Source organism: Aquamicrobium terrae (assembly GCF_040545735.1).
Classification (GTDB): Bacteria; Pseudomonadota; Alphaproteobacteria; order Rhizobiales; family Rhizobiaceae; genus Mesorhizobium; species Mesorhizobium terrae_A.
The window spans coordinates 44,722-70,102 of the sequence record NZ_JBEPML010000008.1 but is presented as its reverse complement, the minus strand read 5'-3'; the positions used below and the strand labels follow the sequence as shown (position 1 = coordinate 70,102).

22 protein-coding genes are annotated in these 25,381 nt (G+C 65.3%); 5 read left to right on the top strand and 17 right to left on the bottom strand.

Annotation, left to right across the window (positions count from 1 at the left end; translation table 11 throughout):
* Positions 1 to 19: 19 nt before the first annotated feature.
* The 7 genes from ABID37_RS12880 to ABID37_RS12850 form a co-directional block, all read right to left on the bottom strand.
* On the bottom strand, positions 20 to 811 hold the full coding sequence (locus tag ABID37_RS12880; protein ID WP_354195330.1) for an ABC transporter permease: 792 nt from the start codon (positions 809 to 811) through the stop codon (positions 20 to 22).
* Between the two features lie 2 nt (positions 812 to 813).
* Positions 814 to 1,662, bottom strand: coding sequence for an ABC transporter permease (locus ABID37_RS12875; protein WP_354195328.1), 849 nt, complete (start codon positions 1,660 to 1,662; stop codon positions 814 to 816).
* A gap of 88 nt (positions 1,663 to 1,750) precedes the next feature.
* The gene (locus ABID37_RS12870; RefSeq protein ID WP_354195326.1) at positions 1,751 to 2,797 is read right to left on the bottom strand and encodes an extracellular solute-binding protein; all 1,047 of its coding nucleotides are present in this window, start codon (positions 2,795 to 2,797) and stop codon (positions 1,751 to 1,753) included.
* Between the two features lie 24 nt (positions 2,798 to 2,821).
* A complete protein-coding gene (locus ABID37_RS12865) occupies positions 2,822 to 3,793 on the bottom strand; it encodes a dipeptidase (RefSeq protein ID WP_354195324.1) in 972 nt (323 codons plus the stop codon).
* Positions 3,790 to 4,524 (bottom strand): hypothetical protein, encoded by a 735-nt coding sequence (locus ABID37_RS12860; protein ID WP_354195322.1) that lies wholly within the window; start codon positions 4,522 to 4,524, stop codon positions 3,790 to 3,792. The genes ABID37_RS12865 and ABID37_RS12860 overlap by 4 nt, the downstream gene beginning before the upstream one ends.
* The gene (locus tag ABID37_RS12855; protein WP_354195320.1) at positions 4,521 to 6,173 is read right to left on the bottom strand and encodes a hypothetical protein; all 1,653 of its coding nucleotides are present in this window, start codon (positions 6,171 to 6,173) and stop codon (positions 4,521 to 4,523) included. The genes ABID37_RS12860 and ABID37_RS12855 overlap by 4 nt, the downstream gene beginning before the upstream one ends.
* A gap of 68 nt (positions 6,174 to 6,241) precedes the next feature.
* A complete protein-coding gene (locus ABID37_RS12850) occupies positions 6,242 to 6,964 on the bottom strand; it encodes an IclR family transcriptional regulator (protein WP_354195318.1) in 723 nt (240 codons plus the stop codon).
* A gap of 40 nt (positions 6,965 to 7,004) precedes the next feature.
* Between ABID37_RS12850 and ABID37_RS12845 the strand changes: the two genes are divergently transcribed.
* The 5 genes from ABID37_RS12845 (at position 7,005) to ABID37_RS12825 (ending at position 12,900) form a co-directional block, all read left to right on the top strand.
* Entirely contained in the window at positions 7,005 to 7,205 is a 201-nt protein-coding gene (locus ABID37_RS12845; protein WP_354195316.1) for a hypothetical protein, read from the top strand.
* A 191-nt stretch (positions 7,206 to 7,396) separates the two neighbouring features.
* Positions 7,397 to 8,689 (top strand): 4-aminobutyrate--2-oxoglutarate transaminase, encoded by a 1,293-nt coding sequence (gene gabT / locus ABID37_RS12840; protein ID WP_354195314.1) that lies wholly within the window; start codon positions 7,397 to 7,399, stop codon positions 8,687 to 8,689.
* Between the two features lie 100 nt (positions 8,690 to 8,789).
* Positions 8,790 to 10,340, top strand: a complete 1,551-nt coding sequence (locus tag ABID37_RS12835; RefSeq protein ID WP_354195312.1) for an acetolactate synthase large subunit — start codon at positions 8,790 to 8,792, stop codon at positions 10,338 to 10,340.
* A 173-nt stretch (positions 10,341 to 10,513) separates the two neighbouring features.
* Positions 10,514 to 11,983, top strand: coding sequence for an SLC13 family permease (locus ABID37_RS12830; RefSeq protein ID WP_354195310.1), 1,470 nt, complete (start codon positions 10,514 to 10,516; stop codon positions 11,981 to 11,983).
* Positions 11,902 to 12,900 carry a LysR family transcriptional regulator gene (locus tag ABID37_RS12825; RefSeq protein WP_354195309.1) on the top strand — a complete coding sequence of 333 codons (999 nt, stop codon included), beginning with the start codon at positions 11,902 to 11,904 and terminating at the stop codon, positions 12,898 to 12,900. Before ABID37_RS12830 ends, ABID37_RS12825 begins: the two co-directional genes overlap by 82 nt.
* A gap of 101 nt (positions 12,901 to 13,001) precedes the next feature.
* Here the strand turns inward: ABID37_RS12825 and ABID37_RS12820 are convergent, their stop codons facing one another.
* The 10 genes from ABID37_RS12820 to ABID37_RS12775 form a co-directional block, all read right to left on the bottom strand.
* Entirely contained in the window at positions 13,002 to 16,706 is a 3,705-nt protein-coding gene (locus ABID37_RS12820; RefSeq protein ID WP_354195307.1) for a TonB-dependent receptor domain-containing protein, read from the bottom strand.
* A 110-nt stretch (positions 16,707 to 16,816) separates the two neighbouring features.
* Positions 16,817 to 17,833 (bottom strand): FecR family protein, encoded by a 1,017-nt coding sequence (locus tag ABID37_RS12815; protein WP_354195305.1) that lies wholly within the window; start codon positions 17,831 to 17,833, stop codon positions 16,817 to 16,819.
* Between the two features lie 158 nt (positions 17,834 to 17,991).
* The gene (locus tag ABID37_RS12810; RefSeq protein ID WP_354195303.1) at positions 17,992 to 18,507 is read right to left on the bottom strand and encodes an RNA polymerase sigma factor; all 516 of its coding nucleotides are present in this window, start codon (positions 18,505 to 18,507) and stop codon (positions 17,992 to 17,994) included.
* Positions 18,508 to 18,882: 375 nt separating this feature from the next.
* Positions 18,883 to 19,830, bottom strand: coding sequence for a 2Fe-2S iron-sulfur cluster binding domain-containing protein (locus ABID37_RS12805; RefSeq protein ID WP_354195301.1), 948 nt, complete (start codon positions 19,828 to 19,830; stop codon positions 18,883 to 18,885).
* Positions 19,830 to 20,381, bottom strand: a complete 552-nt coding sequence (locus ABID37_RS12800; protein WP_354195299.1) for a pyridoxamine 5'-phosphate oxidase family protein — start codon at positions 20,379 to 20,381, stop codon at positions 19,830 to 19,832. The genes ABID37_RS12805 and ABID37_RS12800 overlap by 1 nt, the downstream gene beginning before the upstream one ends.
* Positions 20,382 to 20,391: 10 nt before the next feature.
* The gene (locus ABID37_RS12795) at positions 20,392 to 21,708 is read right to left on the bottom strand and encodes an aspartate aminotransferase family protein (protein WP_354195297.1); all 1,317 of its coding nucleotides are present in this window, start codon (positions 21,706 to 21,708) and stop codon (positions 20,392 to 20,394) included.
* Positions 21,705 to 22,472 carry an N-formylglutamate amidohydrolase gene (locus ABID37_RS12790; RefSeq protein ID WP_354195295.1) on the bottom strand — a complete coding sequence of 256 codons (768 nt, stop codon included), beginning with the start codon at positions 22,470 to 22,472 and terminating at the stop codon, positions 21,705 to 21,707. Before ABID37_RS12790 ends, ABID37_RS12795 begins: the two co-directional genes overlap by 4 nt.
* The gene (locus ABID37_RS12785; protein ID WP_354195293.1) at positions 22,472 to 23,794 is read right to left on the bottom strand and encodes a type I glutamate--ammonia ligase; all 1,323 of its coding nucleotides are present in this window, start codon (positions 23,792 to 23,794) and stop codon (positions 22,472 to 22,474) included. The genes ABID37_RS12790 and ABID37_RS12785 overlap by 1 nt, the downstream gene beginning before the upstream one ends.
* Complete coding sequence (locus ABID37_RS12780; RefSeq protein WP_354195291.1) at positions 23,791 to 24,438, bottom strand: cysteine hydrolase family protein; 648 nt, start codon at positions 24,436 to 24,438, stop codon at positions 23,791 to 23,793. The genes ABID37_RS12785 and ABID37_RS12780 overlap by 4 nt, the downstream gene beginning before the upstream one ends.
* Positions 24,435 to 25,373 (bottom strand): MurR/RpiR family transcriptional regulator, encoded by a 939-nt coding sequence (locus ABID37_RS12775; protein ID WP_354195289.1) that lies wholly within the window; start codon positions 25,371 to 25,373, stop codon positions 24,435 to 24,437. Before ABID37_RS12775 ends, ABID37_RS12780 begins: the two co-directional genes overlap by 4 nt.
* Positions 25,374 to 25,381: the final 8 nt, after the last annotated feature.

Sequence of the window (25,381 nt, the reverse complement as noted above, 5' to 3'; positions counted from 1 at the left end):
GTCAGGCGCGCCGGATTGGTCAGGCGGCGCCGAGGCGTGCCCGTCTGTTGCGGATGCGTGCGACCACCAGCGGTGCGGTCACGCCGACGATCACGGCCACGAACAGAAGCGTCGAAATCACGGCGATGACCGGGTCGGCTTCCTGCCGGATGCTGTCGAACATCTTGCGCGGCAGCGTCTCGGCATCGCGGCCTGATATGAAGATGGCCACCACCGTCTCGTCGAAGGACTGGATGAAGGCGAACAGCGCGCTGATGATCAGGCCGGGCCGCAGGATCGGCAGCGTGACATGGATGAAGGTGCGCGTCGGGCTGGCGCCGAGGCTGAGCGCGGCGCGCTCCAGCGTCCGGTCGAAGCCCTTGAGGTTGGCCGACAGCACGAGAAAGGCGATCGGAACGGACAGGCAGGTGTGGGCGAGGATGACGCCCAGATGCGTGTGCACGATGCCGAAGCTGCCGAAATAGGAATAGTAGCCCACCGCCATGACGATATGCGGCACCGCCAGCGGCATCAGCATCATCAGGTCGGCGATGCCCTTGCCGCGAAACCGGTGGCGCACCAGCGCGAAGGTCGCCGGCACCACCAGCACCATGGTCAACACTGTCGTGGCGCTGGCGATGAGGATGCTGTTCCAGGTCGGCCGCAGCCAGTTCCAGTCGCTGAAATAGGCCTGGTAGTAGCCCAGCCAGTAACCGGGCGGCGGGAATTGCAGCGAGCGCGCATTCGAAAACGACATCGGAATGACGATCACCAGCGGGGCGGCGATGAAGATCACCACCACGATGCCGAGCCAGCGCAGGAAGCGGTTCATGGTCAACCCCAGAGTTTGTCGAGGCCGAAGCGGCGGTGATAGATGGTGAGGATCACCAGCGTCACGACCAGCAGCACCATGGCCATGGCCGAACCCATGCCGAAGGCAAGGAATTCGTCGATCTGGTTGCCGATCAGCCCGGCCACCATCTGCTCGCGTGGTGAGCCGAGCAGCACCGGCGTGACGTAGAAGCCGAGGCAGATCACGAACACCAGCACCGAGCCGTTGGCGATGCCCGGCGCCGTCAGCGGCAGGTAGACGTGGCGAAACAGCGCGAAGCCCTTCGCGCCGAGGCTCTCGGCCGAGCGGATCAGCACCGGGTCGATCTTGCGCATCACCGAATAGATGTTCATCACCATGTAGGGGGCGAGGATGTGCACCATCGCCAGCGTCGACGAAAAGCGCGTGAACAGGAGCTGCGGCGGCTGTTGCACGCCCAGCGTCTGCAACAGCCAGATCACCGGTCCGTTGTTGCCGAGCAGGACCATCCAGGCATAGGTGCGTACCAGAAAGCTGGTCCAGAAGCTCATGGTCACCAGAAGCAGGATCAGTGTCGCGGTGCGCGGCTTGCTGCTGGCCATCAGATAGGCCAGCGGATAGCCGACCAGCAGGCAGGCGAACGTGACGACCGCCGCCGTGGCGAAGGTATTGAGGAACACACGCAGATAGAGCGAGCCCGTCAGCACCCGCTGGTAGTTGGCCAGCGTCGGCCGCGGCTCGGTCACGCTCATGATCGCCACGTCGGCCAGCGGAACGAGGAAGAACACGGCCATGTAGAGGGCCAGCGGCGCCAAAAGCAGCCAGGGCCACAGGTCCTTTCGTTCCATCAGTTTCGCGATGCCATTTTCCATCGCACACCCCTTAGAGATAGGCCGATGCCATGTGCGGCTCCGGCCACGGTCATCTGGCGCGACACGGCCGCGCCGCGTCGGACAAGGTTTAGCTGGCCACCCATTCCTCGAAGCGTTCGGCGACTTCGGCCGTATCGGCGCCGAAGTTCTTCATGTCCTGCTCGAAGGTCTGGGAATAGTTTTCCGGTGCGGTCGGCATGCGCCTGGCGTCTTCTGCCGGCACGAACTCGATCGCGGCGGGATTGAGCGGACCGTAGTCGGCCTGCGCGGCAAAACCGGCCAGCGGTTTGGGCGAGGTGGCGAACTTGACGAAGGCCTTGGCCGCCTCGGCGTTCGGCGTGCCCTTGGCCACGACCCAATAGGCGCGGTCGATCTCGCCCTGGTTCCATGCCATGGCAACAGGCGCGCCGGCCTTCTGCGCCTCGTAGAAGCGGCCGTGCCAGATGCCGATCAGATCGACCTCGCCGTCGCGCAGGATTTGCGTCGACTGTGCGCCGGCTGTCCACCACACCCGGATATGGTCCTTGATGCGGTCGAGCGAGGCGAAGGCGCGGTCGATGTCGAGCGGATAGAGATCCTTCACCGCCACGCCGTCGGCCAGCAGCGCGATCGGCAGCACGCGCGCGGCATAGCGCTGCATCGAGCGCGCGCCGGGAAAGCGCTCGACATCCCAGAACTCGGCCCAGTTCTGCGGACCTTTCTCGAACTTGTCGGTGCGCCATGCCATCACGGTCGCAAAGGCATGCGAGGCAACGCCGTTCTCGAACAGGCCGCCCGGATAGGGTTCCTTCAGCGTCTCGATGATGCCTGCCTGGTTGGCGCGCACGAGCTCTCCGCCGCCGAGGGTAGTGATATCAAACTCATAGGTTCCGGTGTTCACCTGCTGCGCGAGCTTGGCGAAGGAAACCGGCGAGAGCGTTCGTATCTCGGTGCCGGTCTCCTTGGTGAACGGATCGAAGAGGTTGGCACGGGCGGCATCTTCCCAGGGGCCGCCCCAAGTGTTGATGTAGAGCGGTGCCGCCTGGGCCCGTGCGATGTAGGGCATCGCCAGGGCCGCCGCCATCGCGCCGCCGGCGCCCTTGATGAAGCTGCGGCGGTTGGGCTTCAGAATGCTCGTGAATGTGCCGTCGGTCATGCCGATCTCCTCCTCATGAACCTCTTACTGCTTGCGGAAGGTTGCCTCGTAGAGTCGCAGCCAGTTGCCGTGGGTGATCTTGGCGATTTCCCTGTCCGAGAAGCCGACGGCGCGCAGGCCGCCGGGGACGACGTTCAGGTCCTCGACCTTCTGGAACCAGTCCGGGGGCGGGGCCTTGAGCGGCCGTCCGGCGGCGCTGGCGCCGTAGTCGACGCCGCGCGTCCAGCGGCCCTGGCGCATCCAGGCATAGTCGGGCGCGGTGAAGTTGTGGCTGCGGTCGGTGCCGATGGCGACCGAGTCGATGCCGGCGATCTCGACCGTGCGGGCGACCATGGTGCACCAGGCCTCGATGGACCTGCAGTAGTCGTCGCCGGTGATGTTGCGATAGGCCGCACAGCCGATGACGCCGCCAGTCTGGCCGAGCGCCTTCAGCACGTCATCGGACTTGTTACGCTTGTGGTCGAACAGCGAGCGCGCATTGGCATGGGTGACGGCGATGGGCCTGGACGAGGCCTCGATAGCATCGAGCGTGGAGCGGTCGCCGACATGGCTGCAATCGACCAGGATACCGGCCGCGTTCATCTCGCGCACCACTTCCTTGCCGAAGCGGGCGAGGCCGGAATCCTCGGCCTCATAGCAGCTTCCGGCAAGCTCGTTCTGGTTGTTATAGGTGAGCTGGACGACACGCACCCCAAGCTCCGCGAACAACTCGACGAAACGGATGCGGCCTTCGAACAGATTGGCGTTCTGGTAGCCGAGAATGACGGCAACCTTGCCCGAGCGGCCGATGCGGTCGACGGCATCGGCGGTGGTGGCGATCTCGGCCACGTCCGCATTCTCGCGCACCAGATCGCGCCAGCGGCCCAGCGAGTCTAGCGATTCCACCGCGCCTTCCCAGAAGCCGCAGGTGACGACCACGCCGCCGACGCCGGCCTTCTGAAGCGACTGAAAGGCCTCCCGGTCGAAATGACCGCACTGCAAACCGTCGATGATCATGAATTCGTGCCTTCCGTCCGGGATTCGAGCGAGCGCGGCGTCAACAGGAAGCTGACGTCGGTTTCGTCGTCATTGTCCTTGCGCCCGATGACCGTGCCGTCGGGATTGACGATCATGGGGCCGGCATGGCGGCGCGAAACGACGCTGTCGGGCGCCAGCGCCTGCTTGGCCATGCGGTAGATGCGCCACCACAGCCCGGCTTCGATCTGCAAGCCGTTTTCCAGCACGTCCCACAGCAAGGGATCGTCGTTCCTGACATCGCCCGTGAGCGGCCGCGGCCTGGCTCGCAGCGTGACCTCCGTGCCGTTTTCGAAAGTCACGGCAAGGCCGGTGCGATTGCCGAGCCCTGTCGCGACCGCCAGTTCGTCCGGGTCGATGGTGTTGACGATCGCAATCTCGGCTTCGCCGAAGCGCGCGACGAGTTCGCCGAGCAGGTCGATCAGCGCCGGCAGGATGAACCATGCATGCTGGCCGCCACCGTCGAAGCGCAGGGCGCTGCCCTGTTCGGACAGCACCGAGGCTTTTTCCGGCCGGGCGCCGTGTAGGCTGTCGAAACGCTCTTCCAGCAGCGCGAAGCCGCCAAGGCCGAGCTTTTGCGAATACATCACCATGTCCTGTACGGCGAGGAAGAAGCCCTTGGGCTGCCCGGTCATGGAAAAGATGCGCTCGGACATCAGGCGCATTTCCCGGGGCATGACGCGCAGGAATTGCCGGGGGGAAGATGCGTTCATTGAACAGGCTCCGCGGGATAGAACCATGTGGCGGAATAGCCGGAGCGGATGTCGTTCGGGGTCGGCGCGCCGTGATAGAGCACGCCGCGCAGGTTGCGGTTGAGAAAGTCGCGGGTCTTGTCGATGCCGTGGATGCCGCAATTCATCAGCCGCACGAGGTCGATGGGGATGAAGCGCTCCGCATTGATGTTGGCGTGCGGCGTGTGGTAGGCGCGCCCGCGCAAACCCTGGATGCGCGCAACCAGATAGCGATGCTGCGGGTGTTTCAGCAGGAAGCGCGCCACGGTCGTGCCGGGGGCTTCGGCTCCGATATCGGCCATGAGAGACTGCACGCCGCCGCAGATATCGAGACCGAGATCGAGGGCTTCGGGCACTTCGTCACGCGCCCCGCGGCGTGGCTCCTCCGCGGTCTCCGACTTGTACCAGACATATTTGTAGGCGTCCGGCGAGGCCATGTCGGTGGCCAGGGCCCAGTCATAGTCCTTGCGAACAAGCTCGGCGAGGCTGTCAACCGTTTCGGCGGGCGAGACACTGAATTCGTCGGGCGCATCGATCGCCGCGAACAGGGCATCCGCTTCCTCCGGCAGCAATTCGATCAGCAGCGACAGCAGCGTCTCGACGGATTCGGGCTTCAGCGTCTCCTCGCAGCGACGCACCAGCACGTCGAGAGGATAGGCGTGCTTCTCCCCGTCCAATGTTCCGTGCGCGAGCAGTTCGGAAAGCGCATCGGCAACCTGGTTCAGATCGGCGGCCACCTCGTCGCTGGACGTGAAGGTTTCGTAAACCATGCGGTCCTGCTTGCGGAAGGTGATTGCGGTGCGCACGAGGTCGAGCAGGTGCCGGATGCGTGCATCGCCCGCTTCCACCTCAAGGCCACGGATCCTGGCGATGATGGTCTCGCGCGCCTCCAGCCACTGGTCGACAAGGCGCGGATGGCGATGGATGAAGAAGATCAGGCCAAGCGCCGAGCCGTTGCCGACGCCGAGATAGCGCCGGATTGCCGGATCGAGCGACACGGCCTTGCCCGATTTCAGGCGGGCGAGGTGCTCCACCAGGTCGCAGGAATATTCGCGCATCATGTAGGCGGTCAGCAACTGCGCCTGCAGCACGCCGCCGAGCGGATGGTCGGGGCCGAGCGAGGGAAAGGAGCGGGTGCCGAAGGTGCCGTTGCCGTCGAGGCCGGTGTTGCGCATCAGGTAGCAGGCCCGGGAGAGATCGTCGACCGAAGGCTGCCGGCCAGCGGCCAGCGCCTCCAGCGTCTGGTCGAACACGCGCATCGAGCGGTTGGAGCGGCACCAGATCAGCGTATTGGGCGTGGCCCGGCCGGTGTAGAGCTTGGGCAGTTCTTCCTGTGCCGACCGGATATCGGCCTCGGTCGCCGCGCCTTCGATCAGCGCACCCATCATGTCCCAGGCCTGGCCGATGATGCGGCCGGTGCGTGCCGTGCGGCTCGGCGGGCGCGAGAAGCCGATGAAGCTGAACTCCATCGTCGGCGCCTTGATCGAATAGACCACCACGCCTTCGGAATCGGCGTTCACGTCGAAGCGCTGGATGGAAATGTCCCAGCGTTCGCGCAACATCTTGTTCATGAAGGCGCGGGAGCCGCTGAGGCGCGACGGCTGGATGGCGGCGAGGCTTTCCGGCCGCATTACCTGCGCTCCGGGGCGCAGGCCCGGGACGGGCGGCTGGATATGTTGCGGATCGTGCGGCGCGATTGTCATCTCACCGATGGTCCCCCTTGCTGGATGCTGGTGATTTCGGCTGCCGCATCGAGCAGCGGCTGCCTGAATTTCTCGAGCTCGAACCGCGTCTCCGGCATGACGAGCGACAGCGTTGCAAAGCACTTGCCGTGGATGTCGAAGATCGGCGCGGCAATGGCGACGACGCCGCTGTGCGTATAGCCGCTGGAGATGGCATAGCCCTTGGCGCGGGCTTCGAAGAGAACGTCTTCGGACGCCAGTTTCGCGCCGCTTTCATGCAGGCGGGCCAGCGTGCTCTGGTTGGCGAAGGCGGTGAGGATGCGGCCCGAGGCCGACCCTTCCAGCTCGAAGGTGGTGCCGATCTTCTGCTCGGCGCGCAGCAGGCTTTCCGAATCCACGCGCGCCACGACGAAGGGTACGCCCCGGTCGAGCACCGCGACGGAGGCGGTCTCCTTCACCTTGTGGACCAGCGCTTCCAGTACCGGCTGCACGCGCGCGCCGAGATCTGCCTGTTCGAGCGCTGCGGCGGCGAAACGGCAGGCATGCATGGAAAGGCGGTAGCGCATGTCCTCGTCCTGCTCGACCCAGCCGGCCTCGATGAGGGTAAGCAGCCGTTGATAGGCGGTGGGGCGCGACAGGCTCATGGCGGCCGCCACCTCAGGCAGGCGCATGCCGCGCGGGCTGGATGCGAGCGCGTCGAGCACCGCCAATGTCTTGATGACGGTGGAAAGCGGCCGCACGCCACTTTGCTCTTGTATTCTATTAGAATATTTCGTATCCATGATGAATATATTTCTATTCGTTGTTATGTCTGTCAACAGTCACGGCGGCGGTATGGCCGGTTCGCCTATGCCGTTTCGAGGGCATCCGATTGGAATCCCTTGCGATAATTTTTTGCTGGAAGAGCGGATCACAGGCTTCGGCACCCTGAATTTCGGATGGAATAATATCCAGATTGAATATTTTCGGTCTGAGTATTGAACGATCGGCGATCCGGCGGTGTGCCGTCCAGACAGGAGACGACGTCCCGAAATCCCGTTGAAGGCTTGTCCCAGCCATCCAGTTTGCATGGATCGATTGGTCCTGGACCGGAAAGTATCTTGTCCAGATATTGCTCAAAATATTGAGCGATGATAGCCATGTAAGGGATAGACGTTTTCCCGAGGACCCTCATGACCATCGCAGAAAGCTTGCAGGCCCGCCAGAAAGCCGCCGTCGCCCCCGGCGTCGGCACGCGCGCCATCTTCGCCGATCGTGCCGAAAACGCCGAATTGTGGGATGTGGACGGCAAGCGCTACATCGATTTCGCGTCCGGCATCGCTGTCAACAACACCGGCCATCGCCATCCCAAGGTGATGCAGGCCGTTCAGGAGCAGGCGCTGCGCTTTACGCACACCTGTTTCCATGTCGCGCCCTATGAGGGCTATGTGCGCCTTGCCGAACGGCTGAACGCCATTGCCCCTACCGGTGCCGAAAACCGCACCATGCTGGTCAGCACCGGCGCCGAGGCTGTCGAGAACGCGGTGAAGATCGCGCGCGCCTATACGAAGCGCTCCGGCATCATCGCCTTTTCCGGCGCCTTCCACGGCCGCACCATGCTGGGCATGGCGCTGACCGGCAAGGTTGCCCCTTACAAGAAGAATTTCGGCCCGTTCCCGGCCGAGATCTATCATGCGCCGTTCCCGAATGACTATCTCGGCTTGTCGGTGGATCAGGCCATCGAGGGCCTGGAGCGCCTGTTTACCTCCGATGTCGATCCCGAGCGCATCGCCGCCTTCATCATCGAGCCGGTTCAGGGTGAGGGCGGCTTCAACGTCGCGCCGAAGGAATTCCTGGTGCGGCTGCGCGAGATCGCGGACCGCCACGGCATTCTAATGATCGCCGACGAGGTGCAGGCCGGCATGGCGCGCACCGGCAAGATGTTCGGCTTCGAGCACAGCGGCGTGAAGCCGGACCTGGTCACCATGGCCAAGGGCCTTGCCGGCGGCTTCCCGCTGTCGGCCGTCACCGGCCGCGCCGAAGTGATGAGCGCGGCGCATGCGGGCGGTCTCGGCGGCACCTATGGCGGCAATCCGCTGGCCGTCGCGGCGGCCAACGCCGTGCTCGACGTGATCGAGGAGGAGAAGCTTTGCGAACGCGCCGCCAAGGTCGGCGCACGCATGACCGCGCGTCTCACTGCGCTGGCCGAACGCCAGGGCATGGAGCGCATCGGCGATGTGCGCGGCCTCGGCGCCATGGTGGCCTTCGAACTGGTCGAGGACCGGCAGTCGAAAAAGGCCGCGCCGGAAATCACCAGCCGCATCGTGGCGGAGGCCGAGCAGCGCGGACTTATCCTGCTGTCGTGCGGCACGCGCGCCAATGTCGTCCGGCTTCTGGCACCCCTCACGATCGGCGAGGACACGCTGGAGGAAGGTCTCGACATTCTCGAGGCCTCCATAGAGGCGGCATTCTCGGCCGTGGCCTGAAGCCTCGCGGGCTGGTTTCCGGCCCGCTCCTCAACCTTTCCTTCCGGCGGCGGTCCGCGCCGCCGGTTCTTTATTTCTAGCTGCTTTGAAAAGGTATGACATGAACGGCGCCGATATGCTTTGCGACGTGTTGCTGACCAATGGCGTCGATGTCTGTTTTGCCAATCCCGGCACCTCCGAAATGCATTTCGTCGCGGCGCTCGACCGCAAGCCGCAGATGCGCTGCGTGCTGGGATTGTCGGAAGGCGTGGTGACTGGAGCCGCCGACGGCTATGCGCGCATGGCCGACAAGCCGGCGGCCACGCTTCTGCACACCGGGCCTGGCCTGGCCAACGGGCTTGCCAATCTGCACAATGCCCGTCGTGCCCGCACGCCCATGGTCAATGTGGTGGGCGACCATGCCACCTATCATCTGCAACATGATGCGCCGCTGACCAGCGACATCGAAGGCCTCGCCCGGCCCATGTCGCACTGGGTGGGCCGCATCGCCGGTCCGACCGATGTGCGCGCCAAGACGGAAGAAGCCTATGTCGAGGCGCTGATGCGCCGCGGCGTCTCGACCCTGATCCTGCCGGCCGACGCGGCGTGGGGCGAAGTCCGGCCCGAGACGCATTCGCCGGCAGCGCTGCCGGCACGGCCCGCGATTTCCACCGATGCGCTGGCGGCCGCCGCGGCGGCGCTGCGTGGCAGCAGGCGCGCCGTCATCATCCTCGCCGGACGGGCCCTGCGCGCCGATGCGCTGGAAGCTGCCGGCCGCATTTCCGCCGCCACCGGCGCGGCGCTGTTTTCCCAGACCTCCGACCGCACCGAGCGCGGCGCCGGGCGGGTCGCCGCACAACCCGTGCCCTACAATGTCGACCAGGCTGTACAGGCCCTGCGGGAGTTCGAGGTGGCGATCTGCATCGGGGGCCGGCAGCCGGTGGGCTTCTTCGCCTATCCCGGCAAGCCCAGCACCATGTTGCCGCCGGAATGCGAGGTCATCCAACTGGCCGGCCATGAAAACGACCTTGCCGAGGCCCTGCGTGCGCTGGCCGCGGAAATCGGCGTGCGGCAGGATGCGCCCTTCGTGCCCAATCGTTTCACGCAGCGCGAGATCGCGGCGCCCACGGGCCCCCTCAACGCCGACAGCATTTCCGTTGCCGTGGCGCGCGCCCTGCCGGAAGGCGCGATCATCTGCGAAGAGTCGATCACCTCGGGCGGCCGGCTGACGGCGCTGTCGCCGGGCCTTGTCCCGCACGATCACATCCCGCTCACCGGAGGGGCCATCGGCGAGGGCATCCCCCTGGCGGTGGGCGCGGGCATCGCCTGCCCGGACCGCAAGGTGGTGGCCATGCAGGCGGACGGCAGCGGCATGTACACGGTGCAGGGCCTGTGGACGCAGGCGCGCGAAAACCTCGACGTGGTGACCGTCATCCTCGCCAACCGCGCCTATGCCATCCTGCAAGGCGAGATGCGCAATGTCGGGGTCAACGATTTCGGCCGCAACGCCCGGCGCATGCTCGACCTCGATTCACCGGAGCTGGACTGGTGCTCGCTGGCGCGCGGCCTGGGGGTGGACGCCGCCCGTGCCGACACGATGGAGCAGTTCACCGACCTGTTCGAGGCGGCGGTCTCGCGCAAGGGGCCCTTCCTGATCGAGGCGCGTATCTAGAGGTTTCAGGCTCGGCAGGAGCAGGCGTTTCGACTTCTTGGGACGCGTCGTGGATCAGGCCCGGCGCATGATTGCGGAGGGCTCGGCGTGCCGCAATGCCCTCAGCGGCACCGAGGGCTGTCCTTGGGAGAAACGATTGGATTTGCCACGCGCAGCCAGTCCAAGCTCCGCGCATGAACGAAAGCCTGCTGCACCGTGTGCAACCGCGAAGCGTTGCCCCGCCCCAGAAGAGTTCCAACCAGACCCAGGGGCCCGGCTGGGCCATCGCCTCATTCGGCCGTCGTCGGCAGATCATCCTTGTTGCTGCCATGACGGGTGTCGCCGCACCTGTGCTGATCGCGGTCCTACCGACCCCGATGGCCATCGCCGCGACGCTTGGCGTCTTCTGCATCGGGATGTGGTCGACAGGGGCGGTGCCCGAATATTGGCCTGCGCTCGCGTTCTTCGCGGCAGCCATCATCCTGCGGGCCGCACCGACCGAAACCGTTCTTTCAGGGTTCCACTCGTCGACGTTCTGGCTCCTGTTCGGCGGCATGGTGCTGGGACATTCGATCCGCCACACGGGCCTCGGCCAGCGCGCGGCAGGGCTTCTCGCCGGGCTGCTCGGCCGGCGCTATGCCGGCGTGATAGCCGGAACGGTGTTGTTCAGCCTGGCGCTGGCCTTCATCATGCCCTCGTCAATGGGGCGCATCGTGCTTCTGGTACCCATCGTCGCCTCGCTGGCGGATCGCATGGGCTATGGCGAGCGCTCCAACGGCAGAACCGGCATGCTGGTCGCGGCCGCCTTCGCCACATGCCTGCCGGCCTACGCGATCCTGCCCGCCAACACGCCCAACATGATCCTCGCCGGTGCTGCCGAAGGCCTCTATGGCCATCGCATCAGCTACTGGAATTACCTGTTGCTGCATTTCCCGGTCCTCGGCGCGGCCAAGGCGGCGCTACTCGCCGTGCTTGTCCTGTGGATGTTTCCCGACCGCGATCCGGTCCGCAACGCGGCGGCGGAAGGTCCGTCCCCGCCGATCAGCCGTTCGGAACGCCATTTGATCGTCGTTCTGGGGCTGTGCCTGATTCTCTGGCTGACCGACGGGCTTCACCATGTGTCGCCGGGATGGGTGGCGCTTGCCGCGGCGCTCTATTGCCTGTGGCCGCGCTCCGGCCTCGCTGCGGACAACTGCATCAACCAGGAAATCAATTACGCGACATTGTTGTTCGTCGCCGGCATCCTCGGCCTCGGGGCCGTCACCTCCTCGACCGGACTGGGATCGACGATCGTCGACAGCCTGAGCGAACATGCGCGGCTCGAATCCGACAGGCCGGTTCGGAACGTCGCCGCACTGACCATCATCGCCACTGCGGTCGCGCTCGTCACCAATCTGCCCGGCGTGCCGGCCGTCATGACCCCGGGAGCGGAGAGCCTGGCCGTCGCCACAGGTCTGCCGCTGGCCACGGTGCTGATGACCCAGGTGCTTGCCTTTTCGAACATCCTGCTCCCGTATCAGGCGCCGCCCCTGGTCTCGGCGGTGCAGATCGCCAAACTGCCGGTCGGCGCCGTCACCCGGCTTTGCATGATATTGTTCGCGGCAACCGTGCTGATATTGATGCCGCTGGATCTGCTATGGTGGCATTTCCTCGGCCTGATGTAGACGCAGGAGCACCGTGCTCGACCACAGGGGCGGAAATGGAAATCCATCAGTTGAGAACATTCGTCGCCGTGGCCCGGGAAGGCAGCATCACGCGCGCCTCGGAACGGCTCTATCTCAGCCAGCCGGCGGTCAGCGCGCATATCAAGGCGATCGAGGAAACGCTCGGGCTCACGCTTTTCGAGCGCACGGCGCGCGGCATGATCCTGACCGTGGACGGCCAACGGCTTCTGGCCAAGACGGAGCAGACGCTGGGTGCGCACCGGGAACTCATCGAGGAAGCCACCCGTATCAAGGGGCGCCTGACTGGAAAGCTGCGCATCGGCGGAGGAAGCAATTCCAGTTCCGAGCCGGTGGGCCGCCTTCTCATGGGGCTGTCCGAACGCTGCCCCGAGGTGGAAGTCGTGCTTCAGCACGGGACGTCGCTCGACATCCTCGACGGCATTCGCAACGGCAGTCTGGATGCCGGCTTCTACAATGAACCGGGCGCGCCGGATGCGGACCTCAAAACCATCGACGTGGCCAGCTTCGCCATCTACCTTGCCGCTGCCCGCGGGCTTGTCGACATCGCTCAACCGCCGGATTGGCAGGCGCTGGGCGAGTATCCGTGGATCTATCCAACCTGCGGCCAGTCATGCTGCGGGCAGGCGGCGGAAAACCTGTTTCGTCGCTATCAATTCCGTCCGAGAAAGACCATCGGCATCGATCGCGAATCCGTTACGCGGACGCTGATTGCCGGTGGCGTCGGCATCGGGCTTCTGCATGCGAACACGGCAACCCAGGCGCAGGAAGACAACGAGGTGGACATCCTGTGCCAGGCGCATGAATCCATTCGCGTCCTCTTCGCGTTCCTGGCCTCCCGGGAAAACGACCCGCTGCTCGATACGGCGAGCTCGATCCTCACGGGGGAACAGGCATAGAGGCTACACTTTGCGAAGTGCCCTCCGCTCCGTGTTGTGGTTTCAAGGCACGATGCCGACGCCCTCCAGCCTCAGGGAAAGGCGTCGGCATGGCGCTGAGTTCAGAAACGGTAGTTCAATCCGATCTTGATGGTGTGGAAGTCGAGTGCGTTGGAGGCATTGCGGCCGTTGACGGTGCTTGAGCTTCCGGTGTGGTTCGTCGTTGTCGTTTCATAGATCGGCTGCTCATAAGGCTCGCAGAAGCTCGGATCCATGTCGCACAGCCACGCCATGTTGGGGTCCTGCGACGGATCTACCGTTTCGTAGCCGACAATGGCGCTGGTCGTGGTGGTATAGTCCCTGCCTGTGCCGGCGCGGGCGTTCCTGAACTTGAAGTCCTTCTTGCCGAAGCGGCTGTAGGTATAGTCGGCCTTGATCGACCAGTTGTCGTTCAGCGCATATTCCAGACCGCCGCCGATGGTGAAGCCGGCACGCGTGGCCGCGGCCTTCTCCACGGAGAAGACAGTCGTCTCCGTGCCGTTGGGGCGGCCCTCGTCGGCCAGATTGGAGATGTACTGGTCGCGCCACTGGGTTTCGCGCGCAAGGGCAAGGCCTCCGGTGGCATAGGCCATGAAGCGGTCGCTGAAGGCATAGCCGATCTTCGGGCGCAGACTGGCCATCCAGTCGATGTCGTAGCTCGTATAGGCGTCGACATGGCCCTTCGTCGCCAGAATGGGATCGGTGGACAACACCTTCTTCGAGCCGGTAATGTTGTAGGTCTTGCTCCAGTCGCCCTCGAAGCCGAACACGAGCCCGTTGTCGAGCTGCCAGTTGTAGCCGGCCTGCACGCCGAACATGGCGCCATTGAGCTTGAGGTCGGCCGATTCACGCGCCGCGATGGAGCTGTCGGAACCGTCGAGCGTCGTGGTCGAGCCCCATGTGTGCCCGAAGGCGCCACCGGCATGCACACCGGCGTAGAGCCCGCTCCAGTCGATGGCGACAGGTTCGCCATCGCGCCCGCCGCGCCCGCCGATGAGGCCCCCAAGCGGATTTGTGAGCGGCTGGAAGGTCTGTTCGCCGCCGAACGATCCGGTCAGGCTCGCATAGAAGGTGCGGCCCGGTCCCGGCTGCGTGACGAGGCCGAGCGGATCGACATAGAAGCGATCGAACAGGTTCTCGACCCGTACGGCGGTGGTGAGGTCTTCGGTGATCTTGTATTCGGCGAACAGGTCGACCAGCGTGTAGGGCTTCCAGTTCACCATGGAAATGAACTCGGACGCTCCCTGTGCGGTCACATCGCCATGGCCGATGGCGCGCGGGCCGATATGGGAAATGCGGCCGCCGACCGTCATCCTGTCCTCGAGCAGCTTCTGCGACAGCGTCAGGTCGACGGTGTATTCGGGCTGCACATGGTTGGTGGCATAGTCGCCGTAGAGCGACTTGTTCTCGCAGGTGGTCGCGGTGCGGCAATATTCGACGTTGAGGAAATAGTTGGCCGAGAGGTCGGCCGTGAAGCCGCCGATCTCGTAGCGGCCGGAAAGCTCGATGCCTGAGAATCTCGCCCGGTCGATGTTCTCGATGTTCAGGGTGAGCGGCCCCGACCCGGTGCGGACCGAGCGCGCGATGTAGTCCTTCACATCCCAGTTGAAGTAGCCGAGCTTGAGCATGCCGCGGTCGTCGTCCATGAACAGGCCGTCGCGCGTGAGGTTGGTGCCGACTTCCCAGTTGCTGGAGCGCTCGGGCTTCACATTCGCGTTGGCGACCACGCTGTTGAAGGCCGAGACGGATTCGATGACGCTGGGCGCGCGCAGGGTGTTGGAGTAGTTGACATAGAACTGGGACCCGTCGAAAGGCTCCAGCGTGACGCTGACCGAGGGGCTGAATCCGCCATCGTCCGTCCGGAAGCCGAGAACCCTGCTTTCTATATTGTCGCGCTCATAGGGATCGTAACGGTCCTTTGACCAGAAATGCGAATAGCGAAGCCCGGCGTTCAGCGTGGCCCAGTCGACCGGCTTCCACGCCGTCTTGGCATAGACGGCAGCTTCGTGGCGGACGGCGTCACGAGCGGTGTTCCACGCTTCCAGCGCCGCCGTGTGACGGCTGCCGCGCGTATCCTCGCCGCGATAGGACAGGCCGTAGGTCAGGTCGACATCGCCATAGTCTGTCGAGAATTTCGACAGGTTGCTGAGGTCGGCGCCCCACATGTCGGAGTCGGAACCGACCCGGAAACCGGCAGGCAGGCCGATCTGCTCGGGGGTCACGCCCCGCCCGCCCCGGATGGGATTGCGCAGTTCCAGATGCGTCCAGTAGAGATTTCCCTTCAAATCGAAGAGATCGCTGTCCTCTGGGTTCCAGCGATAGCGCGCCGTGACGGTGTCGAGGCTGGTCCCGGCCGTCTGCGCCTGCTGCTCCGACTGCCCGTGCTTGCCGATCAACCGCGAGGCCAGACGGTCGCCGGCCTCGCTGCGATAGCCGGTATAACCGAGTTGCAGGGTATGGTCCTCCGCGAACCGCGCCGTCAGCTTGGCCAGCCAGGACTCCGTCTCGAGCTGCGTGTTCAGCACCTCCTCGCCGGCGCGATAGTTCACGATACCGTCGTTTTCGTAGTAATTTTCCCAATAGGTTGTGCCGTTGGGATTGCAGACGCCGTTGGGGCACCATTGCTGCCGGCCCTTGTTGACCGGATTGGCGGAAGGCCCATGCTTGCCGGCATGGTAGTTGCCCTGCTTGCGGCGCGCATAACCGGCGAGGAAGTCGAAATCCTCACCCTTGTAGGCGCCGATCACGCTGCCGGCGCCACGGGTGGGAGAAAGCAGGGAAGGCCTGTCCATGCCGGTTTGCGAGGCGACCGGAACCTCGCCCGCGGCATCCCACGGCGCATAGGGCCATTGATAGCCTGCCTTGTCGCCGGCATGCGGCTTCGACGTGTTGGTGCCGATCTCGCCCTTGACCCGGACGCCCCAGGTGTTGCCGGGCTTGACGATGTCGTCGGCGCTCACGGTCCGCATGGCGACCGAGCCGGCATTGCCCCAGGAGGCGGTGTCCGCGCCCTTGGTGATGTCCACGCCGGCGATGAAATCCGGATCGACGAAGGTGCGGTTGGAGACGCCCTGATAGCCCTGATAGACGGTGACCGCGTTCTCTGCGCCGTCGATGGTCGTCGCCACACGACCCATGCCCTGCATGCCGCGGATGTTGACGTCCACGGCGCCAGCGCCGTTTCGCGCCTCGCCGGACATGACGCCCGCCGTGCCGCGAAAAATATCGGCAGGGCTGGAACCGCGGAACCGCTCGATGTCGTCGGCCGTGATATGGCTGGTCGGCGCCGGGGTTTCGTACGGCGTGTAGGCGGTGTTTTCCGTGCTGCCCTGGACGTCGATCGTGGCGAGCACCATCGCGCCGTCGGCCGGAACGTCGAAAGCCTGTGCCACACGGTCGACCAGCGTCGCGGTGGTCGGTCCGGTCAGGCTCACGCTGATGCCGGTTCCCGAAAGCATGGTCTGCAGGGCCCGGGCCGGCGGCATCGTTCCGGAAACCGCCACCGAAGTCTTGCCGCGCACGATTTCCGAGCTGTAGCCGATCTGCCAGCCGGAAGCGCGGCTGAAGGCGTGGAGGGCGCTGGCAAGGGGCTGGGCCGGGATCGAGAAGCTGGTCGCCTGGGCAGTCGCCGCCTCCGGCGATTGCGCAAGGGAGACGCCGTGCCCCCAGACGAGCGACGAGGCGAGGATCGTGCTGCCAAGGAGGAGGAGAACCGGAGCCCGCCTGACAGGCGCGGCCGAATTGCCGGAAGGTGCAATTCGCGTTCCCGGGATATTACCGTGCCCCATAAGGAGGTCTCCTTCGCCTGCTGCCGTGAGCCGCCCTTTTTTTCCGGCAGGGCGGCGCTTCGAACACCTGACGAACGAGCCCGATCGATCTCACAAAAAAACTTGAGTGATTAGCGAAGAATTATGATTCCGCCCGGGAGGCGGGTGACCTTCACGCCGGCAGCCTCGGCCAGCGAGCGGATCGCACCCTCCGGATCGGCCAGCCGGTAGTTGCCGCTGACCCTGACGCGGCCGATAGAGCCGTCGAGGGTAAGGATGCGTCCCTCGTAGTAGCGGCCGAGATCGGCCAGCACGTCGGCAAGGGGTTTTTCCTGGAATGTGACCCATCCCGTGCGCCATGCCAGCGCGCTTTCGGCATCGATCCCGGTGACCGGCGACAGGCCTGCCGCCGAAACCTCGACCTTCTCCCCCGGTGACAGCGTCGCATGACCGGCATCGTCGCCTTGCCGGCTGACTTCGACGCGCCCCCGTTCGAGGATCACGGTATCCTCGGCGCCGGTGCGCACGGAAAAGGCGGTGCCCTTGACCTCGACATCGCCGAACGCGCCGGCAACGCGGAACGGCCGTGCCGGATCGGGAACGACGTCGAAGAAAGCCTCGCCCTGAAGCAGGGTGACTGAGCGGTTCTGCCCCTCGAAATCCAGGGCAACCGCGGAGGCGGTGTTGAGCATCAGGCGCGAACCGTCCGGCAACACGAATTCACCCTGCGCGCCCGTAGCGGTCAGATGGTCCGCGTTCCAGCGCAGCATCAGCGCGGGATAGGACCGGATGCCGATCGCGACCATCATCACCGCCGCCAGGGCGGCCAGCCTCTTGGTCCACTTGCCGGTGCGGCGGACTTGCCTGCGGGCAGGTACGACGCGCGCCTTCGGGGTTTCGTCGAGACGGGCGGCCAGGCGCGCGCTGGCGATATCCAGCTCGGGAAGCGTCCACATGGCTTCAAGTTTCGCGAAGGCGGCCGCATGGCGCGGATCGCTGTCCAGCCATATCTGAAACTGTTCCCGCAATTTCCTGTCCTGCGGGGCTTCCTGCAGGTGCACGAACCAGTCGAGCGCCGCATCCGAGACCGGATCGGGATGCTGGAAACCGTTATCTGGCATCGGGCCGCAGGCCCTGTCATCCACCACTCAGGCCATCCGTCTCTTGCTGGATCGGAAGCTCGTAAAGGTAAGACGAATGACCTGGCCGCATCTCACAAAAAAAATCCCTTGGCCCTCGAATACCCGTATCTGATCCAAGGACCGAATCTGCCCACGCGCCCCGCACTGTTCTCATATTACCCAATTCAGAGGCGATCGAGCCGGTCAAGCGCCTGCTGGCAATGCGCGACGGCAAGCTTGACATCATTGAAGACCGTGTTCGGCGAGACGCCGAGATGAGTGGCGATCTTCGGATAAGACCACTTTTCGATGCGGCTGAGCCGCCACACCTGCTGCGCACGTTCCGGCAGCCGCATCAGTGCCTCCTCAAGCGCCTTGAGGCGCTCACGCTGAATGACCACCGTTTCGGGCGACGGCAGGTCGGCAGCGACATTGGCGAGTTCGACCTCCGTCGCCTCCATATGCTCGACGCCGCCGCGCATGCGGTTACGGCGCTGATGATCCAGGGCGAGATTGCGGGCGGTCTGGTAGAGGAACGCCTCGATATGCTCGATCGGTCCCGCTTCGATGGCATGGCGCGCCCTGATATAGGTTTCCTGGGTCAGATCCTCGGCGATCTGCGGGTCGCGCACGATCCGCATCAGGCTCCACATCAGCGAGCGGCGATTGTGCAGGAAAACCGTGGTCAGCGACGTCGCCACGGCTTCCCGCTCCGCTCACCGCTCGGTGCGATACGCTGTTTCATCTGCGCCATCCGGCTCTTGCCCTGGAAGTCCTGCGGGTCATGCATTCGTGAGACCATGCAGGCTCTCTAGCCAGATCGAAAAACGCCATCAATGCCAATGATTTGGAATGAATCCAAAACCCGGTGCGCGGCGCTTCAGTGAAAATCTCAAAACATGTCTTTAATTGTCAAGTTTTTGGCCAATTCCCACGGATTTGCCGTGACCTTGCAAGACTGCCAACCGGCGGCCTGTTCTGAGTTTCGGCTGACAGAAATGTCAGCTACTGTCACATCAGCGCCACAGCTTCATCTGCTGAAACAGGATGCGATGTGATGGCAGCCCTGGAAGCGATTATCCGTGCACGAATTCCTCGTTGAGCACGTCGGCGGCATCGAGCCCCGCTGCAAGCAGTTCACGGCGTGCGGCGGCGACCATGCCGGGCGGGCCGCACAGATAGGCTTCCGTTCCGCGCGCGAGGGGAACCGTCGCGACCTCGCGCAGCGCGGCGACGGGGTTGGCGGTCACGCCCGGCCAGCCTTCGCCTGCGCGGTCGGCGACCAGCACCACCTCCAGCGGCAGCTTTTGCGCCAGAGCGCGCAACGCTTCCAGCGCATAGGCGTCCTCGGCGTCGGCAAAGCCCGCCACGACGGCAAGCGCAGGAGGGGCGCTCGCCGGATCGATGCTGGACAACATGGAGACGATGGGAGCAAGCCCGGTGCCGCCGGCGACGAACAGCTTGGGCCGGGCGGTGGAGCGCAGGTAGAAGACACCGAATGGACCGCGCACGGTAAAGGCGTCCTCGGGCTTTGCCCTGTCGGTGAGATAGGCGGACATGGCGCCGTCCGGCAGGTCGCGCACATGCAGCACCTGTTCCTTCTGCGATGGCGGATTGGCCATGGAAAAGCGGCGTGCGCCGTCTATGCCGGGAAAATGCGCTTCGACATACTGCCCGGGCAGGAAGGGCAGGGGGAATTGCAGCCTGTAGCGGATTTCCCAGACCGAGCGCGAAACGCGCGAGAAGGCGTTGATCTTCGCCCGCCGTAATGTGGGCGGCGCGACGTCGGTGCGCCGATAGGGCAGGGCGAGCGAGATGCCGGGGGAAGCCGGCGTGACGCACAACAAGACCTCGTCTCCGTTTTCGTCCCGCGCCGCGCAGGTGCGGCACGTGCCTTCGCGGCAATTGCTGGCCAGAAGGTTGCCGGCTTTCTCGGCCGAAACGAGGATGGTTTCGCCGTCGACGGGCGGAAAGTGCATGGCCTCCCCGTCGGAGAAGGTCAGGCGGATATGCTGGCGCTCCATCAGAAATCGTCCGATACGTAGCCGGTCGACAGCCCGTCGATGCTCACCACGTTGTTGGCCAGCCGGTAGGCCTCGATCTCGTCCTCGCTCTGTGCATCGGCCCATTTGACCAGTTCGTCGCGCTCCTGCATCTCGCCCACCACCGGGATGCTCCAGCCGCAGGAGGTGGCGGCGCTGTCGACCTTGAGCCGGAAGATCTGGCGCACGCCGGGTAGGTCCGGGAACAGGGGCCGCAAGGTTTCCCATTCGGGATGGCCGGGCCGGATCAACTCTGCCTTGCCGTAGAGGCGCAATGTCATCGCCTGGCCGGAGAAGGCGCAGAACATCATGGTCATGCGTCCGTTTTCGGTGACATGGGCGGCGGTCTCGTTGCCGGAGCCGGTCAGGTCGAGATAGGCGACCGTGCGCTCGTCCAGTATGCGCAGCGTGTCCAGCCCCTTCGGCGAGAGGTTCACCCGGCCGTCCGAGGGCGCGGTCGCCACGAAGAACAGCTTCTGCGCCTCGATGAAGACGCGCATGTCGTCAGGAATGGTTCGCCAGCCGAGTCCCATGGCTTTGTCCTCACCACATCATGAAGGAAGCGACATCCGCATCGCTGACCTTGCCGGCCGCGACGTCGGCCATCGCCCGGTCGACGATGGCGATACCCTCCGCCACCTCGTCCTCGGTCAGGGTCAGCGGCGGCATGAACTCCAGCACGTTGGCCTTGAGGCCGACATAGGTGAAGGCGGCGCCCAGTTCATAGCCGCGATAGATGATCTTGGCGGTGGTCGTGGCCGGCACCGGCGCGCGCGTGGTGCGGTCCTCGACCAGGTCGACGCCGATGGCGAGGCCACGCCCGCGCACGTCGCCGATGATTTCGTGCCTGTCGCCGAGCGCGCGCAGCCCGTCCGCGAACAGCTTGCCGATGCGCGCCGAGCGCTCCACAAGCCCTTCGGTCTCTATTGTGCGCAATGCCGCATTGCCGGCCGCCGCCGCGACCGGATTCCCGGCGGTGGTGAGCAGGGCGAAGGCGGGCGCATGGTCCATGATTTCGCTCGGGCCGACCACCGCGGACAGCGGCAGGCCGCTGCCCAGCGCCTTGCCGAACACGACGAGATCCGGCGTCAGGCCCTCATGCTGGAAGCAGTGCAGCAGGCCGCTGCGGGCCAGGCCGACCTTCACCTCGTCGACGACGATCCTGATGCCGTGCCGGCGGCAGCGCGCCTCCAGCGCCTTGAGGAAGCCCGGCGGCGGCACGATCAGCCCGCCATCCGACATCAGCGGCTCGATGAACACGGCCGCGACCTGATCGGGCGGGCAGGTCGTCTCGAACTGGTAATCGAGCAGGGACAATACCTCCTCGGCGCTGAAGCGCGGCCGGTAGGGGTCGGGATAGGGCAGCAGCAGCACGCCCGGGCGCGGCAGCGTGTGGGTCATGGCCGTGTGGCCGCTGATGCCCATCGAGCCGGACAGGTTGCCGTGATAGGAGCCGATGAAGGAGATGAAGCGAGACCGCCCGGTGGCGGCGGCCAGCACGCGCAGGGCGCAATCGTTGGCGTCGGAGCCGGAATGGCCGAACCAGACGCGTCGCTCGCCGGTGCCGGGGGTGAGCGCCAGCAGGCGCTCGGCCAGCGAGACGGCAGGTTCGTTGGGGTAGAGCAACAGGCTGGCGCCGGCCATGCTGCGGACGGATTGCTCGACCGCCTCCACGATCGCCGGATGGCTGTAGCCGAGCATGGCGGGCCCGGCGGAGCCGGACAGGTCCAGAACCTCGCGTCCGCCTTCCTCGATCAGCCGGTTGCCCCTGCCGCCGACGAGGCTGAGCGGCGAAAATCGCAGGCGGCCGATCTCGGCGATGCAGGCGGCGTCGCGCTGGCGCAGACTGGGATTGCTCATGTCAGCTCCTCGTTCTGGCGTGCGGGCAACGCCGCCGCCAGCCGTTCGGCCCATTCGGCAATGCCGGTTTCGTCGGAGATGAGGTCCTGCCTGATCTCGATCAGGACGGCGGGGATGCCGCGGTCGTCGCCGTGGATCAGTACCGCATAGTCGCTGTCGCGGCTCACCACATAGGGCTGGTTCGGGGCGACGTTGAGGTCGGGATCGACGCGCAGTCCCTCCAGAATGTCTTCGGCGAGACCGACGGCGTTCTGGAACAGCACGCCGGCATGCCATGGGCGCGTCTTGCCGAGAAAGACCGGCGTGAAGCTGTGGATGGTGACGATGCGCGTCGGCCGCCCGGCGGCGGCACGGCTGTCGAGAAAGGCGGTCACCCGGTCGTGGAAGGGGGTGAACATGCGCCCGGCGCGCCGTGCCTTTTCTGCCGCATCGATATCGGCATTGCCGGGAATGTCGGTGTCCTCGGAGCGCACGGGAATGCTGCCCGATGCCCCAAGCGGCCGGTTGAGGTCGATCAGCAGTCGTGAATAGGTGCTGAGGAAGAGCGGCGCGTCGAGCCTCGCCGAAAGCCGCCGCGCCACCTCGGCCGCGCCGATGTCCCAGGCGATGTGCCGTTCGAGATGCCTTTCGTCCAGCCCGAGCCGTTCATATTCGGGGGGCATATGGTTGGAGGCATGCTCGCACAGGAGCACGATGTCGGAGCGGCCGTCCTCGTTGACGGCCTCGACGGCTGCCGGCCAATCCTTGTCGATACCTGCATCCATCAGTAGAGCGTCCGGTAGAGGTTGCACACGCCTTCCGGATCGAGCCCGTTGCACCGTTCGATCTCGTTGCGCTTGACGCCGACGAAGGTTTCGATGAAGGCCGGGTCGAACCAGCCGGAGACGACCGCGTCAGCCGTCAGCGCGTCGAGGGCTGCGGGCAGGGTTTCCGGCAGGCGGATCAGGCCGAGGTCCGCGCGCTCACCCGCGCTGAGTTTTTCCGGGTCGCCGGAAAACAGCGGCGGCGGCGGCAGGTCGTTCTTCAGGCCCTCAAGTCCGGCACGCACGATCGCGGCGAGCGAAAGATAGGGATTGGCGGTGGCGTCCGCCGCCCGGTACTCGACATTGTACTGCCGGGAGGGATCGCGCCCGCCGATGGTGACGGTCGGGCAGATTCGCAGCGAGGCCTCGCGGTCGCGGTCCGCCAGCCAGGTATAGGACGAACTCCAGCTATGCGGCTTGAGCCGGTAATAGGAGGAGACGCTGGAAGCCGTCAGAGCGGTGATGGCCGGCAGGTGGCGCAGCACGCCGGCGCAGAAGCTCGCCGCCCTGGCCGACAGGCCGCCGGGCTGCGCGGCGTCGTAGGTCACCGGCCTTCCCTCGGCATCGATGAAGCTGAAATGGATGTGGACACCGTTGCCCACCGAGTTCGGCGCCGTCTTGGGCGCAAAGCAGGCGCGCCAGCCTGAATTGCGGGCCAGTTCGCGCGTGATCTCGCGGATGGCCACGGCGCGGTCGGCGGCAGTGAGCGCGTCGGCCGGCGCATGGGTGACCTCGAACTGCTCGGCGCCGAACTCGGCGATGATGACCTCGGGCGCTACACCGGCCTCCTCCAGCGCCGCCATCAGCCGGGCCGCGAAGGGGTCGGCACGCCGCAGCGCCGCCAGCGAGAGCGAATGGGCCGGCGCGAAACCGGCGTCCTCAAGCTGGAACTCCTGCTCGAAGGCGCCGACGACCGACAGGCCGGTTTCGGCCTTCAGCTCCGCCAGCGCGTCGATCAGCATGGTGCGCGTGCAGCCGAGCCATGGTGTGCCGTCCAGCTCGACGATGTTGCCGGCCACCATGTCGAAGGCGGTCTGCGAGCCGGTGAGCGTGGTGCGGTAGCGGGCCTTCATGTCGGGGATCAGCCGCAGGTCGCCCGCCGACCCCCAGGGATTGGGATCGACGATGGAGTTGAACGGCGTCAGCGACAGGTTGGCATGCAGCCAGCCGACGCCGGTGGCGGCGATCTTGTCCAGCCGGCTTTCCACCACCGAGCGGCCGCGGGTGATGGCGGCGAGATCGGTGGTGACGACGGCGACCAGCGGTTCCAGCGTGGCGGTCATGCGGATTTCCCCAGGGCCTCGATACGGGCGATGACGGTGTCGGTGTCGGCAACCCAGCAATAGCCGCCGAACGCGTTGAGGGCGGTGTCGTGGCGTTCTTGGGTGGCGGAGGCGCAGGCATCGGAAACGCAGGTGACCAGATAGCCGCGGTCGGCCGCATCTCGCACCGCCATATCCACGCACTGGTCGGTCATGATGCCGACGACGATCAGGTAGCGGATGCCGAGGTTCTTCAGCACGTAGTCGATATTGGTGGAGTTGAAGACGCCTGACGATGTCTTGGGCAGCATGATCTCGTCGCCGGCCGGCGCCAGCGAGGTCACCGGCAGCCCCTCAGGCTGGCTGGGCGGAATGTGGATCGGCGTCAATTTGTGGTCGAGCGAGCGGTCGCGCCCGTCCTCGGTGAGGCTCTGGATGATGGTGTGCAGGACCTCGACGCCATTGGCGCGCGCGGCCTTCAGCAGGCGCTCCTGGTTGGGGATCGTTTCCGCTGCCGTGTGCCGGTAGAAATAATGATCCGGCCCGCGCTCCGGATGCGACGGGTCCGCGCCCGGCTCCAGCCAGATGCGCTGCATGTCGACGAGCAGCAGGGCCGTCTCGCCGGGCCGGAAGGGTTCGTTGCGCTGTGGAAGGGGTTGGTTCATGATCTGACCTGCTTTGATGATTTTCTGGATTTTCTGGCGCCGGGCTCCCTGCGGGCGCTGCCTACGCCGCTTTCCTGGCTGTCGCTGTCGAGCGTCACCGAATTGGCGTGCCGGACTTCCTCCAGGGTCTCGATGCGGGCGCGGGCGTCGTCGCCCAGCGTGGAAAGGATGCGGGCGACCAGCGCCTCCATCTGGGCCAGCGCCGGCACCAGCGTGTCGTAGGGCGAGGCGACCTCGAGCGGGCTGACGATGGTCACCTCCGCGAGGTCGGCGATCGGCGACAGCCATTGGTCGGTGAACAGGAGAATGCGCACGCCGCGCGCCGCGGCCTGCCTGGCATAGGCGACCACATCGAGCTGGTAGCGGCGATAGTCGAAGACTACGAGCACGTCCTTGCGGCCAAGGTCGGCCAGCGTGTCCAGCGTCTGCGCCGAAACCACGCCGAGATCGCGGACATTGGGCCGGAACTGGACCAGATAGCCGGCGAACATGCCCGCCAGATAGCGGCTGAAGCGCCCGCCCAGCATGACGACGTCGCCCCTGGCCTCCATAAGGAGCCGGGTGGCTCGGTCATAGCTCTGCAACGGCGTGATCGAGGCGGACTTGTCCACCACCTCGCCGACTGAATCGAGATAGGCGAGCACGACATTGTCGTTCGACCGGCCGAACCGCTTCGACTCCATCATCAGCAGTGGCGAGTGCAGGCGCGACTCCACTTCGGCCAGCAGTTTCGACTGAAAATCGGGAAATCCCTCGAAGCCGAGCTTCATCATCAGGCGCACCACGGTGGGATCGCTGACGCCGGTCCGCTTGGCCAGGCTGGTCGCGGTGCCGAGGCCCGACGTCGGATATTCGGCAAGCAGCAGGCGGACGATCTTTTCCTCTGACGGTGTCAGGGAAAGGTCCTGTCGCATCAGGATCTCGCGTATCGTCATGATCCTCC

Excerpts from the sequence above, each read along its gene's own strand:
- ABID37_RS12805 (WP_354195301.1), bottom strand. The coding sequence starts at position 19,830 with ATGGAGCGCCAGCATATCCGCCTGACCTTCTCCGACGGGGAGGCCATG.
- ABID37_RS12875 (WP_354195328.1), bottom strand. The coding sequence starts at position 1,662 with ATGGAAAATGGCATCGCGAAACTGATGGAACGAAAGGACCTGTGGCCC.
- ABID37_RS12820 (WP_354195307.1), bottom strand. The coding sequence starts at position 16,706 with ATGGGGCACGGTAATATCCCGGGAACGCGAATTGCACCTTCCGGCAAT.
- ABID37_RS12800 (WP_354195299.1), bottom strand. The coding sequence starts at position 20,381 with ATGGGACTCGGCTGGCGAACCATTCCTGACGACATGCGCGTCTTCATC.
- ABID37_RS12870 (WP_354195326.1), bottom strand. The coding sequence starts at position 2,797 with ATGACCGACGGCACATTCACGAGCATTCTGAAGCCCAACCGCCGCAGC.
- ABID37_RS12855 (WP_354195320.1), bottom strand. The coding sequence starts at position 6,173 with ATGCGGCCGGAAAGCCTCGCCGCCATCCAGCCGTCGCGCCTCAGCGGC.
- gabT (WP_354195314.1), top strand. The coding sequence starts at position 7,397 with ATGACCATCGCAGAAAGCTTGCAGGCCCGCCAGAAAGCCGCCGTCGCC.
- ABID37_RS12785 (WP_354195293.1), bottom strand. The coding sequence starts at position 23,794 with ATGACCGCCACGCTGGAACCGCTGGTCGCCGTCGTCACCACCGATCTC.
- ABID37_RS12795 (WP_354195297.1), bottom strand. The coding sequence starts at position 21,708 with ATGAGCAATCCCAGTCTGCGCCAGCGCGACGCCGCCTGCATCGCCGAG.
- ABID37_RS12775 (WP_354195289.1), bottom strand. The coding sequence starts at position 25,373 with ATGACGATACGCGAGATCCTGATGCGACAGGACCTTTCCCTGACACCG.
- ABID37_RS12860 (WP_354195322.1), bottom strand. The coding sequence starts at position 4,524 with ATGAACGCATCTTCCCCCCGGCAATTCCTGCGCGTCATGCCCCGGGAA.
- ABID37_RS12830 (WP_354195310.1), top strand. The coding sequence starts at position 10,514 with ATGAACGAAAGCCTGCTGCACCGTGTGCAACCGCGAAGCGTTGCCCCG.
- ABID37_RS12880 (WP_354195330.1), bottom strand. The coding sequence starts at position 811 with ATGAACCGCTTCCTGCGCTGGCTCGGCATCGTGGTGGTGATCTTCATC.
- ABID37_RS12835 (WP_354195312.1), top strand. The coding sequence starts at position 8,790 with ATGAACGGCGCCGATATGCTTTGCGACGTGTTGCTGACCAATGGCGTC.
- ABID37_RS12865 (WP_354195324.1), bottom strand. The coding sequence starts at position 3,793 with ATGATCATCGACGGTTTGCAGTGCGGTCATTTCGACCGGGAGGCCTTT.
- ABID37_RS12845 (WP_354195316.1), top strand. The coding sequence starts at position 7,005 with ATGATGAATATATTTCTATTCGTTGTTATGTCTGTCAACAGTCACGGC.
- ABID37_RS12790 (WP_354195295.1), bottom strand. The coding sequence starts at position 22,472 with ATGGATGCAGGTATCGACAAGGATTGGCCGGCAGCCGTCGAGGCCGTC.
- ABID37_RS12780 (WP_354195291.1), bottom strand. The coding sequence starts at position 24,438 with ATGAACCAACCCCTTCCACAGCGCAACGAACCCTTCCGGCCCGGCGAG.